The organism is Paraburkholderia sp. GAS199 (genome assembly GCF_050436585.1).
Taxonomy (GTDB): domain Bacteria; phylum Pseudomonadota; class Gammaproteobacteria; order Burkholderiales; family Burkholderiaceae; genus Paraburkholderia.
This window is the reverse complement of sequence record NZ_JBNDMM010000011.1, coordinates 87,833-106,713: the sequence shown is the minus strand read 5'-3', so window position 1 is coordinate 106,713 and position 18,881 is coordinate 87,833. Positions and strand designations below refer to the sequence as shown.

The window sequence follows — 18,881 nt, the reverse complement described above, 5'->3', positions numbered from 1 at the left end:
ATTCAAACCGCTCTTTAAACGATCTCCCAGTTGCCGGAACGGATGCTTCGCGCAATGGCTTCGAGGGTCGCGATCGTGTCGATCGACTCCTGTTCCGTGCTACCGGTCCAAAGCTCCGGACCGAGCGCTACGGCACGCGCGAAACTCTCCGCTTCGGCGAGAAACCCGTTGCCGCCGGCGAGTTCGATCGTTTCGCGCACTGTCGAGGACGGGATCCCGCGACGCAGATGGATGTGCGGCGGCCCGGCGTCGGGCGGGCTGTTCAGGAAGGTGGTTTCGAGCACGCCTTCCGAGCCGGCGATGATGGCGTGGCGATGGTAGGCCGTGTTGAAGCTGCAGGCGATCTGCGCGAGCAATCCGCTGGGAAACTCGAGATTGGCGACGACGGTGAGGTCGACCTTCGTTTCCGACCAGCGTGCCGTGGCGTTGACACGCGCCGGTTTCTCGCCGGCCACCATGCGCACCATGCTCGTGGCGTAGCTGCCCGCGTCGAGCAAGGCGCCGCCGCCCCGTTCGGGATCGAGCCGGATATTCGCGGGATCGCTGAACTTCACGCCGAAGCACGCGTACATCGTTTGCACGCGTCCGATGGCGCCTTCGTCGAGCAGGCGGCGCAACGCGAGCGTCTGTTCCTGCGCGCGATACGGGTAGGCTTCCGCGAGAAAACGTCGGTTGCGCCGGGCGGCGTCGAACATGGCGAGCGTGTCGGCCTTCGACACCGCGATCGGCTTTTCACATAGCACGTGCTTGCCGGCGTCGAGCGCCTTGATGACCCACTCGGCGTGCAAGGTGTTGGGCAGCGGGACGTAGACCGCGTCGATCGCGGAATCGTCCAGCAGTGCTTCGTACGAACCGTGCACGCGCGGCACGCCGACTTCGTCCGCGAACTGCCGGGCTTTTTCCAGATCGCGGCTCGCGACGGCGACGACGTCGATCAACGCCGACGGTCCCACACCCGCGATAAACGAGCGGGCGATTTTCGCGGCGCCAAGTACGCCAAAGCGCAGAGGTTTCATGTGTCGATAGTCCTGTGTAGGGGCGTCGCTGATCGTTGCGACGCCTGTGTGGTCGAGCGGTGACGGATGCACGGCGCCAGTCGATCCGGCCGAAGATCGAAGCTCGATTTCTCGGCGGAGGATCGTAAGAAGCCGCGTTTTACGGGTAAAACGTTTGAAGGATCAGTTCGATGCGTTCAGCGCTGGCGAGCCGCCGGGGTGACGGTCGACGTTGCCTTCGATACGCGTGAATGACGCGCTCGTTGCGGCTTGCGGGACGGCCGCGTGGCGGAAAGCAGGTTTCATGGTGTCTCCAACATAGTCTCGTGGACTGCGGTTCTCGTGCGTCTGTTGAGAACGTCGTCTGGCCATGTGTGGATACTAGGCAGTTGCGGTCCGGGTGTCGTATGCCAAGTTTCAGGCACCCTATAACCTTTGGTTAAGCGCTCGCTGTGCGGCGGTTGACTAGACGACGCCGCGTTCGCGGAAACGCTGCACGAATTGCGCAGGCGTGCTGCCGAACGCGCGCCTGAACATCACGGTGAAGGTCCGCACGTCCGCGTAACCCAGGTCCTGTGCAACCTGAGCGACGGCATGTCCCACCGACAGCCGCGACATCGCCTCGGCCAGCCGCAACTGCTCGCGCCACTGCCCGAAGCTCATACCCGTTTCCTGGCGAAACAGCCGCGCCACCGTGCGCGAACTGGCGCCGACGCGGTCGGCCCAGCGCTCCAGCGTGTCGTTGCTGGCCGGTTGTGCAATCAGGCTTTCGCAGATGTTGCGCAGGCGCGTATTGACGGGCAACGGCAGACGCGCGGCGTGCGGCCCCTCCTCGGCGTCCTGCAGCAGACGCAGCACCAGCGGCACGATCAGCGCCGCCCGGCTTTCGCCGGCTTCGTCGGAACCGGCATCGAACAGACCGAGAATGGACGCGCGCAGCAGGTCGCCCACCGGAATCACGCGGCATTCATGGTCTTGCGGTGAGAGCGAATCCGGCTCGATGTAGAGCGTGCGCATCGACACCTGGCCGACCATATGTAATTCATGCTCGATCTGTGAACCGATCAGCAAGGCGTTGCCCGGCGTAAGCATCCACAGACCAAGCGGCGTCACTGCCCGCACGATACCGCTGGTGGCGTACACCAGCTGCGCGCGATGGTGCACGTGAGCGATTTCGTGCGTGCCATCGGGGTAGTCGATGGCCTGCGCGATCACCTTTCTGGCGGCGAAACCTTCGCCGAAAGTCTGCAGCCTGGGTTTGCTCATGACCGGATCAGATATCGGTTTAGCGGTTGAGTGCATCAAACGGACATTTATGTCCAATTTAATGTCGAAGTTGTCCTGACTGACGACGCGATCCCGGATTATAGTTGCACACGCCCGATCCGAGGGCCGCATGTTCCGAAGCATCCCCACTCGATAAAAAACCCGTTTCGATAGCCATCAAGAGCTAGCAAACGGCACTTCAACATTTAGTGCGAATCATTTGCACTACCATTCGCAGTCAATTTGGGGAATTTCACATGAGTACCGGGGTGCGCGGATCGACCGCGTTTAGCTTGCTGTTATGTCTGCTGAGCGGAAGCTCGGCCGTGTATGCCCAGACCGCGCCGGACGCCGCCGCGAGCGGTGCCGCCGCGTCGTCCACCTTGCCGGCCGTCAAGGTGTCGGGCGCGCGCGACGATTCGCGGGTCGGTTCCGCTGAAGGCATCGTGCCGGTGAGTGCAGCGACGGCGACCAAAACCGACACGCCGCTGATCGAGACGCCGCAGTCGGTGTCCGTAGTGACGCGCGACCAGATCACGATGCAAGGCGCGAACAACGTGGCCGAAGCCTTGCGCTACACCGCCAGTGTGATCTCGGAACAGCAAGGCGATTCGACTGCCGCGGCGCCCTATCTCTACAGCCGTGGCTTCCTGCTCGAACAGTATCTGGACGGCGTGCGCCTGCCGAGCACGTCCGCTTTCGGCTACGCCGTGCCGAGCTTCGACGCGTACGGACTCGAACGCATCGACGTGCTGCATGGGCCGTCATCGGTGCTGTACGGACAGGCCAACCCCGGCGGCATTGCGAACCTGGTCAGCAAACGCCCGACCGCCGAGCCGCTCCACGAGATTTTCGCAACCACCGGCAGCCATGACCGCGCTGAGTTCGGCTTCGACATGGGCGGTGCGCTGACTTCCGACGGCAAGCTGACGTATCGCCTGACCGGCCTCGCTTCCGACGCGAAGACCCAGGTGAACGGCGTCAAGCAGTCGACGCTCTACATCGCGCCGGCCGTCACGTGGAAGCCCGACGAGAACACCACCTTCACGGTGCTCGCGAAATACCAGCGCGACCCGGATGTCGGCTATTACAACTACGTGCCGGCGAGCGGCAGCGTGCTGTTCAATCCGAACGGCCAGATTTCGAGCCATACGAACGTCGGCGACCCGGATTACGATCACCACACGCGCACGCAATATTCGCTCGGCTACGAGTTCGAGCATCGTTTCAACCAGACGTGGACGGTCCGTCAGAACCTGCGCTATACCGTGGTCAGCGACGACCTCGCGAACGTGTTCCCCTACCCGAACGGCTATGTCACGGGCTCGACCAGCACGGTCAACCGCTACTCGTTCACCAACCAGGAAACGGCCAAATTCTTCACGGTCGACAACCAGGCTCAGGCGAAATTCTCGACCGGTCCGCTCGCGCATACCGTGCTGTTCGGCTTCGACTTCCAGCGCGTGCTGTACAACGAAACGGTCGGCTCGAATTTCGTTCAGCCGAGCCTGAATCTCTTTGCGCCGGTCTATCTGCCGATCGCGGGCACCACCACCACGTCCGACGACATGGACCGCATGTCGCAATTCGGCGCCTATGCGCAAGACCAGATCGCGTACGGCAAATGGCGCTTCCTGGTGGGCGTGCGCGAAGACTGGGCGCGCTCCGAGGACAACAATCCGATCCAGGGTTACGACATCCGCCAGTCGGATCGCGCGTTCACGTGGCGCACCGGTCTCGTGTATCTGTTCGATAACGGCATCGCGCCGTACGCGAGCTACGCGAAGTCGTTCAATCCGCAGATCGGCGCAACGTTCAGCGGCACGCCGCTGCGTCCCACCACGGCCGATCAGTACGAAATCGGCGTGAAGTATCAGCCGCCCGGCTTCAACAGCTTCGTCACGGCGGCGCTGTTCGACCTGACCGAGCGCAACGTGTCGAGCTCGGACCCGGAAAACTTCGGCTACAGCGTGCAGATCGGCCAGGTGCGTGCGCGTGGCGTCGAACTCGAAGGCCATGCTGCGTTAACCGACAGCCTCGACCTGATCGCGTCGTACACGTATCTGAGCAGCGTATCGACGCAGACCAACCTGACCGGCACGACCGTCGACGGCTCGACGGTATCGCTGCAAGGCCTGCAAACGTGGGGCATTCCGCGCAACGTGGCGTCGGCGTGGCTCGATTACACGCTGCACGCAGGCACGTTCCGCGGACTGAGCTTCGGCGGCGGCGTGCGTTACGTGGGCGCGAGCTACGACCAGACGAACACGATCCACGTCGGCTCGCGCACGCTGGTCGATGCGGCCGTCCGCTACGACACCGGCAAGCACTGGCTGTTCTCGCTGAACGGCAAGAACCTGTTCAACCGCACCTACGTGGCGTCCTGCCAGACCATCGGCAACTGTCACTTCGGCGACCGCGTCGAAGTGCTGGCGTCGGCCCGTTACCGCTGGTGAGGCAGACAGGAGGATGAGCGCGTTGACCGACATACCCCGCCCGCTCTGCGTCGAGCCATCGCCTGAACGGACTCGTCACGGCGCCGGACCCGCCTCGCCCGCCGCGTTGTACCGGCTCGACGGTGCGTGTTTCGAAGCCGACGGGCGGACTCTGCTGCAACCGCTCACCCTCGATCTGCAGGCGAGCCGCATGATCGCGCTGATCGGCCATAACGGCTCGGGCAAGAGCACCCTGCTCAAACTGCTGGCTAATCAGCAACGGCCGTCGCGCGGCACGGTGCGCCTGAACGGCGTCGATCTCGCCGGCTGGCCGGCGCGCGACTTCGCGCGGCAGGTCGCGTATCTGCCGCAACATCCGCCCACCAGCACCGGCATGACCGTGCGCGAACTGGTCGCGCTGGGCCGCTATCCGTGGCATGGCGCGCTCGGCCGTTTGCGTCCCGCGGATCACGCGAAGATCGACGACGCGCTGCGTCTGACCGATACCGCGCGGTTCGAATCGCAACTGGCCGATCATCTGTCGGGCGGCGAGCGGCAACGCGTGTGGCTCGCCATGCTGGTCGCGCAGGGCGCATCGTGTCTGCTGCTCGACGAGCCGACTTCCGCGCTCGACATCGCCCATCAGATCGACGTGCTGCGCCTGCTGCGCCGCCTCACCGACGACCACGCGCTGACCGTGGTCATCGTTCTGCACGATATCAACCTCGCCGCGCGTTTCTGCGACGAACTGATCGCACTCCACACCGGGCGTCTGCTGACGCGCGGCTCGCCCGCCGACGTCATGCAAAGCGACGTGCTCGAATCGATCTACGGCATTCCGATGGACATCGTCATGCATCCGCAAAGCGGTGCCCGGCTAGGCGTGGCACGCTGACATGCGCCGCCGCGATTTTCTTCGAACCGCCGCGCTGGCACCGTTGGCCGTCACGCTGGACAGCGCGTACGCGGTCACCGCGAGCCCTCGCCTAGGCCCGGGCCCGGCCGGTCAGCTGCCACGGCTCGCCGTGCTCGACTGGGGCCTCGTCGAAACCCTGCTGGCGATCGGCGTCGTGCCGGTTGGCGTCAGCGAAATCGCGGCCTATAACGACAGCGTCGTCAGTCCGCGGGTGCCCGCGCACGTCACTGATGTCGGGCTGCGTCTCGCGCCGAGCCTCGAACTTTTGCAGCAGCTCGCACCCGATCTGATCCTCATCAATTCGAGCCAGGAATCGCAGCGCGAGATGCTCGAACGGATCGCGCCGGTGCGCGCGTTCGCTGTCTACACGGAGGCGGGCGCGCCACTGCAGCACTCGCGCCAGGTCACACAGCAACTGGCCGAACTGTGCGGCCGCGCGAATGCCGGCGAGGCGCTGATCGACGCAACGGAGCGCACGCTTGCCGCGAGCCGCGCGCGGATCGCCGCATCGCGTATCTCCCCGAAGCGGCCGCTCTATCTGATCCGTTTTTTCGACGGACGGCATATCGGTGTCTACGGTGCGCGCAGTCTGTTTCAGGACGTGATGGACGCACTCGACGTCGAGAATGCGTGGCACGGTCCCACCGACTATTGGGGCATCGGCGTCGCCGGACTCGAAAAGCTCGCGGCCATACCTTCGGCGAGGCTGCTGGTTTTCGATCCGCTGCCGGTCGGTGTCGCGCGCACGCTGGCGTCGAACCGTCTATGGCATGCGCTGCCTGCGGTTGCCGAGGGACGCGTGGCCACGCTGCCGCCGTTCTGGGGCTTCGGCATGCTGCCTTCCGCCATCCGCTTCGCCAATGCGCTCGGCGACGCACTCACGCGCGACGGCGCGCCGGCCAACGCGGCGCAAGTCTCCGTATCGATGCCAACGCCCATGCCAACGCCCGTGCCAACGCCAATTCGCCGATGACCATCGCCCGCTCCTTTCCGCGGCCCGTCACGCTGCGCGCGTGGCTGCCCGCCGCGCTCGCTCTGCTCGCGCTCGTCGCGGCGGCGATGCTGAGCATCGACAGTCTGTCGGCCATCTTGCCGCGCTCGCTGTGGTGGCACGCGCTGTGGTCGCCGGACGCCAACGACATCGAACAGATCGTCGCGCACGACAGCTGGCTGCCGCGTCTCGTCTGCAGCTGGCTGTGCGGCGCGATTCTCGGACTGGCCGGTACGATCTTCCAGCAGGTGCTGCGCAATCCGCTTGCCGAACCCATGACGCTCGGCGTATCGGCCGGTGCGCAACTCGCGCTGACCGTCGCGACCTTGTGGGCGCCCGTCCTGCTCGCCGGCGGCGCGCAATGGATCGCGCTCGGCGGCGCGTTGCTGACGGCGGCGATCGTCTTCGGCCTGTCGTGGCGCAGCGGACTCGCGCCCGTCACCGTCGCGGTCGCCGGGCTGGTCGTCACGCTTTACTGCGGATCGATCGGCGTCGCGCTGCAACTGTTCTACGCGCCCTATCTGCGCGGCCTGTTCATCTGGGGCGGCGGTTCGCTGGTCCAGCAGGACTGGAGCAACGTGACAATGCTCGCCTCGCGTCTCGTGGCCGGTGCCGCGCTCGCGTTCCTGCTGCTGCGCCCGATGGCGCTGTTCGGTCTCGACGACGTCAACGCGCGCAGTCTCGGCCTGTCGCTGCGACGCATGCGGCTCGCCGCGCTCACGCTCGCGGTGGTGTTGAGCGCGGCCGTGGTCAGCGCGGTCGGCGTGATCGGCTTCGTCGGACTGGCCGCGCCCGCGCTGGCGCAGATGGCCGGCGCGCGCCGTCTGTCGCAGCGTCTGATCGCCGCGCCGATGTGCGGCGCGCTGATCCTCTGGCTCACCGATCAGGCCGTGCAGCAGCTTTCCGGCGTGATGGGCGATCTGATTCCGACCGGCGCGGCCACGGCGCTGTTCGGCGCGCCCCTGATGCTGATGCTGCTCGCCCGCATGCATCGCGCGTCGCGGCTGCCCGGCGGGAACGGCGACGCTGTGCGTCCGAATCCGCCGACGCCGTCTTCGCTGCGGCGCCGCTTCATCGGCATCGCAATCGTCACGCTTGCCGCGCTCGTGCTCGCGCTCGATTTTGGCCACGGTCCGCAGGGCTGGCATTTCAGCAGTCTCGATGAGCTGTCTCGCGTGGCCATCTGGCGGGCGCCGCGCGCACTGGCCGCGCTGGCCGCCGGCGCGATGCTCGCGGTGGCGGGCACGCTGATGCAGCGCGTGACCGGCAATCCGCTGGCGAGTCCCGAAGTGCTTGGCGTGAGCGCGGGCGCGGCGCTGGGTCTGATCGTCATCGTGATCGGCTTAGGGAACGAGGCAAACGCGGCAGGCCACATCGCGCGTCTCGCTGCCAGCGGAACGGGCGCCATGATCGCGCTGCTCGCGATCCTCTGGTTCTCGCAGCGTTCGCGCTTCGCGCCCGATCGTGTGCTGCTGGCGGGCATTGCGATCGGCGCGCTGTTTCAGGCCGTGGTCGCGGTCACCATCGCGAGCGGCGGCGAACGCGCCACGACTTTGCTGCAATGGCTCGCCGGTTCCACCTACACGATCACGCCGGCCGACGCGGCGATCGCGCTCGTCCTGTGCGTCGTGTTGTGTTCATCGACACCGCTCGTCGGCCGCTGGCTGCAGATCCTGCCGCTCGGCCAGACGCCGGCGCGTGCGCTCGGCGTGTCCACGCGCGGCGCGCGTCTCGCGGTGCTGCTGCTGATCGCGCTGCTGAGCGCGGCGGCCACGCTGGTGGTCGGCCCGTTGTCGTTCGTCGGTTTGACCGCGCCGCATTTCGCGCGGCTTCTCGGCGCGCGCCGGCCGCTGCAGCAGGTGCTGCTGGCCGCGCCGATCGGCGCGTTGATCGTGGTGGTCGCCGACTGGCTCGGCCGCGCGCTGCTGATGCCGCGCGAGTTGCCCGCCGGTCTCGTCGCCACGCTGATCGGCGCGCCCTATCTGATGTGGCTGCTCGGCCGTCGCCGCTAGCGAGAATTTTCGCGACCGCCTTGGAACCTATAACTTCAAATCCCCAGGAGAACACGATGTTTGCGGAACTGCTCAGGTTGCTCCGGCGACTATGGCCGATTACCGTCCTCGCCACCACGATGGGCGCGGCGAGCGGTCTGGCCACCGCCGCGCTGCTGGCGGTCACGAATCGCACGCTGCATGACGGCGCGGCGGCGCTGCCCACGCTCATGTGGAGTTTCGCCGGTCTGTGCGTGCTGACGCTCGCGGGCGAAGTGGTCTCGGACATCGGCAACAACCTGGTCGGCCAGCGGGTGATCGCCATGCTGCGCAAGAACCTCTCCGAAAAAATCATGGTCGCGCCGATCAGCCAGATCGAGCAGTTCCGCAGCCATCGTCTGATCACCGCGCTGAATCAGGACATCGATACGATCAGCTCGTTTTCCTTCATGTTTTCGAGTCTCGCCATCGCGGTTGCGACGATCGCCGGCTGTCTCGTCTATCTGCTGATGCTGTCGCCGCGGATGCTGGCGATTGCGCTCATCGCGATCGCACTCGGCTCGTTCGTCCAGGCGCGCGCGCGGCGTGTCGGCTTGCGCCGTTTCGGCGCGGCGCGCGAAGCGGAAGATCGCTTGCAGAAACACTATCGATCCATCACGGACGGCGCCAAGGAGCTGCGTCTGAACGGCCCGCGCCGCAGCTTCGTGTTCCAGCACGAACTCGCCGGTACGATCGACGCGATCAGCCGCTTGCGGGTGCGTGCCGCCAATGTCTTCGTGACCGCGAATGCGTTCGGGTCGCTGCTGTTTTTCGTCGTCGTCGGGCTGATGCTGAGTCTGGAGGGCGGCTCGCTGGGCGCGGATCGTGCGGTCATCACCGGCTTCGTGCTGGTGCTGCTCTACATGAAAGGCCCGATCCAGGAGATCGTCGGCGCACTGCCTTCGATTGGCCGCGCACAGGTGGCTTTTCAGCGCATCGCCGAATTGTCGGCGCGCTTTTCGAACGGCGAGCCGTCGCTCGTCGCGGATCGCGCCGCCGTGTCTTCGCGCCCGCTTGCCGAGGTGTTCGACAGCATCGCGCTGGCTGGCGCGCACTATCGTTTCGACACGCCGCGCGACGACGCGTCCGCCGAAGACAAACACAGCGGCTTCGAACTCGGACCGCTCAGCCTGACTGTCGAACGAGGCGAGACGCTGTTCATCGTCGGCGAAAACGGCTGCGGCAAGACCACCTTGATCAAGCTGCTGCTCGGTCTTTACCGGCCCGACGCAGGCCAATTGCTGCTCAACGGCGAAGCCGTGAGCGACGAACGTCTGGACGACTATCGCCAGCTGTTTTCCGCCGTGTTCTCCGATTACTACCTGTTCGACACGCTCGTGCCCGGCGAGGCGGCGCTGCTGGCCGACGCGCAAAAATACTTGGAGCGCCTCGACATCGCGCACAAGGTATCGATTCGCGACGGCGCGTTTTCGACCACCGATCTGTCGACCGGCCAGCGCAAGCGGCTGGCCCTCGTTCACGCGTATCTGGAACGGCGGCCGGTGATCGTGCTCGACGAATGGGCGGCCGACCAGGACCCGACTTTCCGGCGCATCTTCTACGACGAAATTCTTCCCGACCTGAAACGCCAGGGTAAGACGCTGATCGTGATTTCGCACGACGACCGCTATTTCAGCGCCGCCGACCGCTATATCCGTCTGGAAGAAGGTCTCATCATCGAAGAAGTGCGGCCCGTGCGCGTGGCGGTCAACAGTCGACGCTGATTGCGCGCCATGCCGGCAGCGTGGTAGTGCCGATACCGGTATGACGTGACCACTGCCTCGCGCGCCGGGATCGAAGTAGGATCGTATGCACTTGCCTTGCAACGCCTACTTCATACAAAGAAACATGGACCACGCCGCCGGAAAGGTCGCCGAGCCGACACCCCCCGATACCGAATCTTTCGCGTACTGGCGACGCAACCTGCTGGTCTGCGTCTGCGGCTCGTTCACCACCATCGTCGCGATGACGCTGTTCCTGCCGATCCTGCCGCTGTACGTCGAGCAGCTCGGCGTCAGCGACCCGGCTGCAGTGGTCCAGTGGTCCGGCATTGCATTCGGCGCGACTTTTTTCACCGCCGCGCTGACCGCGCCGCTGTGGGGCAAACTGGCCGACCGTTACGGACGCAAGCTCATGCTCGTGCGCGCGAGCCTCGGCATGGCGATCGTCATGTCGATGATGGGCTCGGCCCACAACGTCTGGGAACTCGTGGGCCTTCGATTGCTCGCGGGGCTGCTCGGCGGCTACGCGTCCGGCTCGATGGTGCTCGTCGCCACGCAGACGCCGAAGGCGCGTTGCGGCTGGGCGCTCGGCGTGCTGGCGTCCGGCATCATGGCGGGCAATGTCGCGGGACCGCTGATCGGCGGCACCCTGTCTTCGCTGATCGGCGTGCGCGCGATGTTTCATGCGGCGGCGGCCGTCATTTTTCTGTCTTTCCTTGCCACGGTTTTTCTCATCAAGCGCGATCCGCCGGCCGATAAGCGCAGCGCGTCGGCCGACGGCTGGAGCGCGATTCCCGACGCGCGGCCCGTGTTCGCGATGCTGGTGACCGGCATGCTGCTGATGCTCGCCAATATGTCGATCGAGCCGATCATCAGCGTTTATGTCTCGCAACTGGTGCCGGCGCGCGCGGTTGCTTTCATCTCCGGCATCGTGATGTCGGGCGCGGCGCTCGGCAGCATTCTGTCGGCCTCGCCGCTGGGCAAACTCGCCGACCGCATCGGACACTGGAAAATCATCATCGCGAGTCTGAGCGTGTGCGCACTGCTGCTCGTGCCGCAGGCGTTCGTCACGCAAGGCTGGCAACTGATCGTGCTTCGCTTCCTGATGGGACTCGCGCTCGGCGGCCTGTTGCCGTGCATCACCAGTGTGATTCGCCACTCGGTGCCGCCGCGCACCGCCGGGCTGGTGCTCGGCTATTCCACTTCGTCCCAGTACGCCGGTCAGGTGATCGGACCGCTGGTCGGCGGGTTCGTCGGCGGTCATATCGGCATGCGCTCCGTGTTTCTCGCGACGGCGCTGCTGATGGCGCTCGGTGCAATCGGCAATTTCGCGGTGCGCGCGCGAGCCCAGGTGCCGCGAGTGAAAGCCGCGGGGGAATCGCCGCGCTCGTGAGCGCAGCGGCGGCTCACAGTCGCCATGCGGTTGTGGGAGAATCGTCACTCGACCCGACATACAAGGCGAGGACATCGATGGATTTGCCCACTCCTAGCCTCACGTCGCCGATCATCCGGCAAGACGGTGAGATGTGGTTTTCCGCCTATGGTTTCGGCTGGGGATACTGCGCCTTTGCAGTGCCCGCGGAAATTGTCTGCACGGAACTCGGCGCGGCAAACCAGACACAGAATCAGCTGATGCTTGCTTTTGAGTTGGGCAGGCGCCGGCTTTCAATGGCCGTGCAGGACACGTCGATTCCGGAGAGCGGAGAGCGCATTGCTTTGTCGCTGGCGGAGCGTTGATGTTGCGTCGAGGTTGCGTTGAAGTCCCGGTGGCACTCCAGCGCCGGCAGTATCAGGCGATACCGCTGCGCTTTGCGTAAAGCACACAGCGCGCCTTTCACCGCAGTTATCCCGCCGTAATTTGGCGGACACCTCGCGGCAATCTGGCGATGTGATAATGATGCGTCGTTCCCGTTTCGCGCAGCTCGAGTAGCTGCAGCCGGATGCGCTGCAATCCGACACTGCGCGAACGGCAACGACTTTTTTGCTGTTGCGCGATTTTCTAGGCGGCCTGCCGTGCCATTGCATGCGCAACCGAACGGCGCCGGTCTTTCTCCGCTGCATCGAAATCGGCTGCCTGAAGCTGCACGGTCTCGCCGCTGCCCCGCACGTATTGTCGACACGCACCGCTAAAGATGTCGCTCGACCGCGCGTAGAAAAGTTCGAGTTGCCGGGCGTCCGACGCGCCACGTTCAAGACCAAATAAAGTCTCGAGCAATTTGCGCGGCACATAAAACCGCTGCTGGGCGTTATCCACGGATAGTTGAAAAACTACGCCGTCGCTCGTGTGCGGAACTGCCGCCCAAATGAGGGAACATTTACTCATAGAGCCCCCGAAAAGCATCATTTTAAAAAAGACAATCTGGTTTATTCATGTTCTCACACAGAAATTCGAGGTCAACAATTTTTTTCAATTCTGTGACAACAAACAACTTCATGCGAGACGCATGCTTATATTGCACGGCAACAAAATCGTTATAAACTGGGATGGTGGTTTTAAGCGCTCTCGCGCTCGAGCCGCCATTCGACCGGAGTAAGTCCATGATGACTTCTCAGACTGCATCCACGCAGACCCTTCCCTTGCTGCATGTTTTCGAGCAGGCAGGTGGCTGGCATTGGGGAATTACGATTCCCCGACTGTTAGGCGGCGGATTCAAGGTCATCGCGTACAGCGAGCGCACTTTCCCTCAGGAAGATGCTGCACGCCTCGACGGACATCTCGCGCTGGCACGACTCGACGTCGCCGATCCGTCCTGCTTGCCGATGTCGGTCCCGGCTTCGGCACTGCAATAAGCATCTGACGCACAAGACGCCTTGCCGCGCGCGAGCGGACTTCATCTCATCATCATTCAGACGGGCGTCGGCTTTCAGGTAGTTTTCTTCCGCCAGACCGGAGCGGGAACGGCGCATCAAGTCGATAGAAAGCGGTGGCAACGGGCGCCGTAGCGTCATGACGTAACATGCGACGCCGCATGTCATATAAAATTTTCCACATCGGCCTGCGCTCATCGCGCGATAGCAATTCAACTGATTTCGAGTCTTAACGGGATGTCTGAAAACACGGCAAACCCCGGCCGCTCGGCTGAGGCGATCGAACAGGATTTTGCGGAACTCATGGCCGCAAGACTGCCGCACGATGCGGCGCGCGACAAATTCGAGCGGCTGTGGGACGAGACGAACGCGCTGGCCGCGAAGACCGTCCACACGTTCGACGGCCAGCCGTATCTCTCGCTGCTGAAGCGCATGCATCAGACATTCGAAAGCCGCTATTCCAACGGCGCGTTCATGAATGGACATGGCAAGCGGCGTTCTTAGTCTGCCGTCAGGTTCACTACGATGACTGCCGGCCATACCCGCTGAGCGAGCCTCGCCCGCCTTAGCTCGCCATCGCCCGAACCCGCTTCGACGCCGCGCGCATCTGCCGACACTTCTGTTTTTGCAGCCACTGCAGGCTGTCCTGCAGAATGCCCGCCGGCACCGCCTCGAATGACGAGTTGCGAATCAACGTCTCGCTGGCCGCGAGGTCGTTGAATTGTCCCAGTTCATTCTGCATGGCCGCCAGCGCCTTGATGTCGCGATTGCGCCCATCTTCGACGACCGGTTGGAAGAATTCGAGCAGATACCTCAGCTTCTTGCCCGCTTTCCGTACGTCGTGGAGCGCTTCCTCGTGCGGAGTCTTGCTGCGCGTGGCGCGCCTGCTGCGCTTGTCGAGTGCGCGCTGCGCAAGACGAATGCGCTCTTCGGCAAAGGCCTCGACGGGCAGACCGTCGCCCTGTAGTTGCAGTGTGGTTTGCGCGCGCAGCAGGACGCCGCTCAGAAACGCCTCGATGTTCGTGCTGCCGAACGCCGTGTGGCTGTCGGCCACCGCCTGCTCACGCTTCTTGCCGATTGCCGCGACGAGTGGTTCGATCGATGCGCCCGACGCCTGCGCGCCTTGCAGTAACTCGCCGGCAATGTCCCAGTCGCGGATTGCGCCCGCTGCAGCGGCAAGGCGCTTGAATTCATCGACGGCTTCGGCGGTTGCCTCTTCTCCGAGGTAGGGCGCGTAGGCCCAGTAGAGCGCGCGAAGTTTGCGGAAGGCCACGCGAAGTTGATGGAAACTCTCGGCGCCAGTGCTCGCGGACAATTCGTTCGCCCTTTGCACGGCCTCGGCGATAACCGGCGCGGCCAGCGACGAAAACGTATCCGCAATCGACTTCGTGCCATCAAGCGATGAATCGGCGAGCCGCCGGTCGGCTTTCAAGCGAGCGCTTGGCCGAGGTAAAGGCCAGTCACCATCCAGATCCATTTGAGCCTCAGGTCCAACTAAAAATTGCCTCGCAAGACCTTATCACAACAAATTTTACCGACCTCCATTTAGATGACGATTTGATGAAGGATTCAGAAAATTGTGGCGCGTGCATCGCGCCTCGGGTCGGCCCCGTTGCAGGGGAACGCCGCGCAGATTAGTATGCTTAGCTACTTTGCACACCGTCCGATAAAGCGGCGCACCGAGCGCGCTGCGCAATAGCTTGAGCTTAAGTGGGAGTTCGGTTTGAAAAAGCGCGCCACCGTCATCTGCCGCAGAGGCAAGCGAATCCTGCTTGTCACGCGCACGCACGCAAAATGGGCTTTACCTGGCGGTATCCTGAAACGCGGTGAACATCTCTCCGACGCGGCGCTTCGTGAACTGAAAGAAGAAACGCAGCTTTCCGGTAAATCGGCGAAGTATCTCTTCGACCTGCGCGGCAAACAGAAACACCATCACGTTTTCTCGTGCGAAATTCCGACTCGCGCGAAGGCTCGCCCGAGCAACGAAATCGCAAAATGCCGCTGGGTTCATCTCGACGACATCCGTCGTCTCATGACGAGCGGACCGACCACCGATATCGTCAAGCTGATGAATCAGCGCCGCAGAAAGTAAGCGGTTTTCTCTCCCCAGTGTGGTGTCCGGTTTCGCCTGGACGATGGGCGAAAAGCGCTTGCGCGTGACCACCGGAATGTCACGAACACCACCGTCATTCCGGCCTCTCCTACGACGTTCATTCCGCGCCGTCGCCTCGATACAACGCAGAATGGCTGCGCGCGCGATCCGCGTGAAAAGGTCCATAACGCTGAGCCTTTTTCGACAGGACTTCCCCTGAATTGCTTCGACTTGATGACAGATTAAGGCCGTGAAACGTAACGGACCTATTCGGCGGCGCAATGACATGATGCGATCAACGGCTTCTTATACTCGCGTCACTGTTTCCCGCCTGTATCGTCATCCGCTGGAGTCAATCCATGAAGAAAGTCCCTGTCCTGCTCGCCCTCTCCGGGGTATTCGCCGCTTCGGCCGCTCATGCACAAAGTTCGGTCACGCTATACGGCCTGATCGATGCCGGCCTGATGTACACCAACAACGTCAAGACATCGGCCACTGCGCACGGCAGTCTGTTTCAGGCCACCAGCGGCACCATCAACGGTAGCCGCTTCGGCCTGCGTGGCGCCGAGGATCTCGGCGGCGGCCTGAAAGCCATCTTCGTGCTGGAAGACGGCTTCAATGTGCAAAACGGCAAGTTCGGCCAGAACGGCCGGATGTTCGGACGCCAGGCGTTCGTCGGTCTGAGCGGCAGCGACTACGGCACGGTCACGCTGGGTCGTCAGTACGATTCGCTGGTCGACTTCGTGGCGCCGCTGTCGGGCACGGCCGGCACGTTCGGCGATACGGGCTTTGCTCACCCGTTCGACAACGACAACCTGAACCACACGCTGCGGATGAGCAACTCGGTCAAGTACATGAGCAGCAACTTCTCGGGCCTGAAGTTCGGTGGCCTCTACGCGTTCTCCAACAACACCGACTTCGCGCAGAATCGCGCGTATAGCGCGGGCGCGAGCTTCGAGTACGGGCCGTTCAAGGTGGCTGCCGGCTACCTGCAGATCAACGGCAACGGCGCGGTTCCGCAGGCGAACGCCAGCGGTGCGATCGACCTCGGCGAACCACCGACGCAGACGGCCGGCTTCCGCTTCGGCGCGGATGTCCAGCGGACGATCGGCGCGGGTCTGAACTACTCCATCGGACCTGCGGTCGTCGGCTTCGTCTATACGAACAGCTTCTTCGAGGGCACGCAATCGTTCAATCTGAACAACGGCTCGCAGCGCTTCAACAACTATGAACTGAATGCCAAGTACTCGCTGACACCGGCGGTGTCGCTGGGTATCACGGACACCTACACCGACGCCCATCTGTCGGGCGCGTTCAACGCGGCCGGTACGCAATACGGCAAGGACCCGAAATACAATCAGGTGAACCTGCAGGCGGTCTACGCGTTCTCCAAACGCACCGACGTCTACGCCGAAGCCATGTATCAGCATGCCATCGGCCAGAACGTCGTGGCCTTTATCAACACGTCGGGTGGCGCGTCGTCGACGGCAAATCAGGTGGTCGCCACGGTCGGCATGCGTACGCGTTTCTAAGGCGTACGACGCACCGCGCCGATATCCGGTGAGCGGTGCACACTCCGATGAGGCGGCAGGACAACGAATCTGCCGCCTCGCTTTCACACGGCGGCGATGCTCAGAACCGCGTGCGAATCCCCGTCGTCAACTCCAGCTGATTTTTCGCGCCGTAGGTCGTTGCCACGACATAGCCGTTGTGCAGCTTCATGTAGTCGCCGGCCACGTACACTTCGGTCCGCTTGGACAGGTGATAGAACACCGACCCGTACAAGGTTTCCTTGTAGCCGCTGCCGGTGCCCGTGTCCGGATTGAAGCCGAGGTTGGCATTGGCGATGCTGCCGTTGTCGTCGAAGGCGGCGTTCGAGGTGTGCATCTGCTGATAGCCGATTTCATAATCGAGCGGCCCTTTCGGCGCCAGCTTGAACGACACGGTCCACGCATTGTCGCGACGCTCGCCGAGCGCGCCCTGGTCGCCGGTATAGTGGAAGTAACCGGCGTTCACGCGGAAAATGCTATACGTGTAGTTGCCGCCCACCGAATACGCCTTGTTGGTGAAGCCGTTGTTGTTCACGTGGTTGTAGAACGACGAGACATTGAACGGTCCACCGTTATAGCCGAGCGCAGCGGTGTACGTGGCGTTGTTGCCGAAGCTCGTCTTGTTGCCGAAGGCGTAGCCCGCCGCCGCAAAAACGCCGTTATTCCACAGCTTCTTCCACGCGACACTGTTCTGGTAGCGGGTGCCGGTTGCGCTGCCCGAATAGAAAATCAACTGCTTGAAGTTGTTCGTGTTGGTCCAGCCGCCCTCTTCCGTCGTCAATGAAGCGCTCGTGTACGGGTCGCCGTAAATCGCGGCGGCGTCGCGCCCAACCGTGTTCTGGAAGCCCGCGGTGAATTTGCCGAACGTGCCGCTCTCGATACCCACCCACGCATCGCGGTCGAAAATCTGTCCCGGATCTTCCATGGCGCCGTCGCTCACGCGGTACTCGGCTTCGAGCTTGAAGATCGCCTTCAGGCCGCCGCCCAGATCTTCCGCGCCCCGCATGCCGAAGCGGCTGCCGCTGAACCATGGCTCGCCGTTGATGCCCATCGAGATGGCGTGCTTGCCGTCGGCATTGGCGTTGCTCTGATACGAAACCGCGCTCAGGTCCAGCAACCCGTACAACTGCACGTTCGATTGCGCGTGAGCGCTGCCCATGGCCAATGCGCCGGTGCTGGCGACGACCAGCAACCTGTTCTTCTTCATCATCGTCTCCTCCGATCCTGCTGTGTTGAATTGATCTGATGTCACTTGAGTAGCAGACCCAAGCTTAGTGAGAGCAACCCTTCACGCCTCTTTCGCGAGACCGCGGAAAACCTCGGTGAAAACACTGACGAAAAACGAATAGCCGGTTGAATAAAGACTTCAGTACGCGTTAAATCAGTTCGGCAAAACCTTCGCGCGGCTCCTCTTCACGAAGGATGTAACCGAGTCCGCGCAAGGTCATGATCTTCGCGCGGGACGCGGCGAGATGTTTGCGCAGACGGTGAATGTAGATGTCGATGGCGTCACCGCTCGGTTCTTCGTCGAGCGTGAAGACCTTGTCCATCAAGGTGGCTTTCGAGACCGTCTTGCCCTGCTTCAGCATCAGCGTTTCGAGAATCGCATGCTCGCGCCGACGTAAAGGCAAGGGCTGGCTGTGCAGCGAAAATTCGCGTGAATCGAACAGGTAGCGCAGATCGCCGCAATCGAGGGTCTGGCCTCGGTCGCCCGCTGCCTGACGGCGGATCAATGCCTTGATGCGCGCCACCAGCTCGCGGGCGTCGAATGGTTTGACGACGTAGTCGTCGGCACCGGCGGTGAAGCACGCGACCTTGTCGTCGGTCGAACCGTTGGCGGTGAGCATGAGTACCGGCACACTGTCGCGCTTGCGGCGCAATCGGGCCAGCACGTCCTTGCCGCTGATACCGGGCAGACGCAGATCGAGCAGGACCGCGTCGTAGCACTGCAAACCGAGCAGCGTCTCGGCGGATTCTCCGTCCTGCGCCCAGTCGAGCGCGAAATTCTCGACCTGCATCAGATTGATGACCCAGCGCGCCAGATCGGCGTCGTCTTCTACGAGCAGTAATTTCATTG

General features: G+C 63.2%; 18 protein-coding genes. 11 read left to right on the top strand and 7 right to left on the bottom strand.

All coding sequences use genetic code 11. From position 1 onward, the window contains the following. Positions 1-14 precede the first annotated feature (14 nt). The 3 genes from P3T18_RS32685 to P3T18_RS32675 form a co-directional block, all read right to left on the bottom strand. A complete protein-coding gene (locus P3T18_RS32685; protein WP_429304108.1) occupies positions 15-1,016 on the bottom strand; it encodes a Gfo/Idh/MocA family protein in 1,002 nt (333 codons plus the stop codon). Between the two features lie 162 nt (positions 1,017-1,178). After that, positions 1,179-1,301, bottom strand: coding sequence for a hypothetical protein (locus tag P3T18_RS32680; protein WP_429304107.1), 123 nt, complete (start codon positions 1,299-1,301; stop codon positions 1,179-1,181). Positions 1,302-1,460: 159 nt separating this feature from the next. Further along, positions 1,461-2,261: an AraC family transcriptional regulator gene (locus P3T18_RS32675; protein ID WP_429304106.1), complete on the bottom strand. Its 801-nt coding sequence runs from the start codon at positions 2,259-2,261 to the stop codon at positions 1,461-1,463. A gap of 257 nt (positions 2,262-2,518) precedes the next feature. Between P3T18_RS32675 and P3T18_RS32670 the strand changes: the two genes are divergently transcribed. The 7 genes from P3T18_RS32670 to P3T18_RS32640 all read left to right on the top strand — a co-directional run bounded on the left by P3T18_RS32670 (position 2,519) and on the right by P3T18_RS32640 (position 12,091). Beyond that, positions 2,519-4,717: a TonB-dependent siderophore receptor gene (locus P3T18_RS32670; RefSeq protein WP_429304105.1), complete on the top strand. Its 2,199-nt coding sequence runs from the start codon at positions 2,519-2,521 to the stop codon at positions 4,715-4,717. Positions 4,718-4,730: 13 nt separating this feature from the next. Then, positions 4,731-5,591, top strand: a complete 861-nt coding sequence (locus tag P3T18_RS32665) for an ATP-binding cassette domain-containing protein (protein WP_429304104.1) — start codon at positions 4,731-4,733, stop codon at positions 5,589-5,591. Position 5,592: 1 nt separating this feature from the next. Then, positions 5,593-6,585 carry an ABC transporter substrate-binding protein gene (locus P3T18_RS32660; RefSeq protein ID WP_429304103.1) on the top strand — a complete coding sequence of 331 codons (993 nt, stop codon included), beginning with the start codon at positions 5,593-5,595 and terminating at the stop codon, positions 6,583-6,585. Beyond that, positions 6,582-8,615 carry a Fe(3+)-hydroxamate ABC transporter permease FhuB gene (fhuB, locus tag P3T18_RS32655; protein ID WP_429304102.1) on the top strand — a complete coding sequence of 678 codons (2,034 nt, stop codon included), beginning with the start codon at positions 6,582-6,584 and terminating at the stop codon, positions 8,613-8,615. The genes P3T18_RS32660 and fhuB overlap by 4 nt, the downstream gene beginning before the upstream one ends. Positions 8,616-8,671: 56 nt before the next feature. Beyond that, positions 8,672-10,357, top strand: a complete 1,686-nt coding sequence (locus tag P3T18_RS32650; RefSeq protein ID WP_429304101.1) for a cyclic peptide export ABC transporter — start codon at positions 8,672-8,674, stop codon at positions 10,355-10,357. A gap of 124 nt (positions 10,358-10,481) precedes the next feature. After that, on the top strand, positions 10,482-11,747 hold the full coding sequence (locus tag P3T18_RS32645; protein WP_429304100.1) for an MFS transporter: 1,266 nt from the start codon (positions 10,482-10,484) through the stop codon (positions 11,745-11,747). 77 nt (positions 11,748-11,824) lie between these two features. Next, on the top strand, positions 11,825-12,091 hold the full coding sequence (locus P3T18_RS32640) for a hypothetical protein (RefSeq protein WP_429304099.1): 267 nt from the start codon (positions 11,825-11,827) through the stop codon (positions 12,089-12,091). Positions 12,092-12,353: 262 nt separating this feature from the next. Here the strand turns inward: P3T18_RS32640 and P3T18_RS32635 are convergent, their stop codons facing one another. Beyond that, positions 12,354-12,608, bottom strand: coding sequence for a hypothetical protein (locus P3T18_RS32635; protein WP_429304098.1), 255 nt, complete (start codon positions 12,606-12,608; stop codon positions 12,354-12,356). Between the two features lie 284 nt (positions 12,609-12,892). On the opposite strand from P3T18_RS32635, the gene P3T18_RS32630 reads away from it, so the two are divergent. Both P3T18_RS32630 and P3T18_RS32625 read left to right on the top strand, forming a co-directional pair. After that, on the top strand, positions 12,893-13,144 hold the full coding sequence (locus P3T18_RS32630; protein WP_429304097.1) for a hypothetical protein: 252 nt from the start codon (positions 12,893-12,895) through the stop codon (positions 13,142-13,144). A gap of 321 nt (positions 13,145-13,465) precedes the next feature. Next, positions 13,466-13,666: a hypothetical protein gene (locus P3T18_RS32625; RefSeq protein ID WP_429304096.1), complete on the top strand. Its 201-nt coding sequence runs from the start codon at positions 13,466-13,468 to the stop codon at positions 13,664-13,666. A 61-nt stretch (positions 13,667-13,727) separates the two neighbouring features. Here the strand turns inward: P3T18_RS32625 and P3T18_RS32620 are convergent, their stop codons facing one another. Further along, positions 13,728-14,594: a CHAD domain-containing protein gene (locus P3T18_RS32620; RefSeq protein ID WP_429304095.1), complete on the bottom strand. Its 867-nt coding sequence runs from the start codon at positions 14,592-14,594 to the stop codon at positions 13,728-13,730. 291 nt (positions 14,595-14,885) lie between these two features. Between P3T18_RS32620 and P3T18_RS32615 the strand changes: the two genes are divergently transcribed. Both P3T18_RS32615 and P3T18_RS32610 read left to right on the top strand, forming a co-directional pair. Continuing rightward, entirely contained in the window at positions 14,886-15,254 is a 369-nt protein-coding gene (locus tag P3T18_RS32615; RefSeq protein ID WP_429304094.1) for an NUDIX hydrolase, read from the top strand. 359 nt (positions 15,255-15,613) lie between these two features. Beyond that, entirely contained in the window at positions 15,614-16,786 is a 1,173-nt protein-coding gene (locus tag P3T18_RS32610) for a porin (protein WP_429304093.1), read from the top strand. 100 nt (positions 16,787-16,886) lie between these two features. On the opposite strand, the gene P3T18_RS32605 is transcribed toward P3T18_RS32610, so the two are convergent. Further along, a complete protein-coding gene (locus tag P3T18_RS32605) occupies positions 16,887-18,011 on the bottom strand; it encodes a porin (protein WP_429304251.1) in 1,125 nt (374 codons plus the stop codon). Positions 18,012-18,180: 169 nt separating this feature from the next. Then, a complete protein-coding gene (locus P3T18_RS32600; protein WP_429304092.1) occupies positions 18,181-18,879 on the bottom strand; it encodes a response regulator in 699 nt (232 codons plus the stop codon). Between the last annotated feature and the right edge of the window lie 2 nt (positions 18,880-18,881).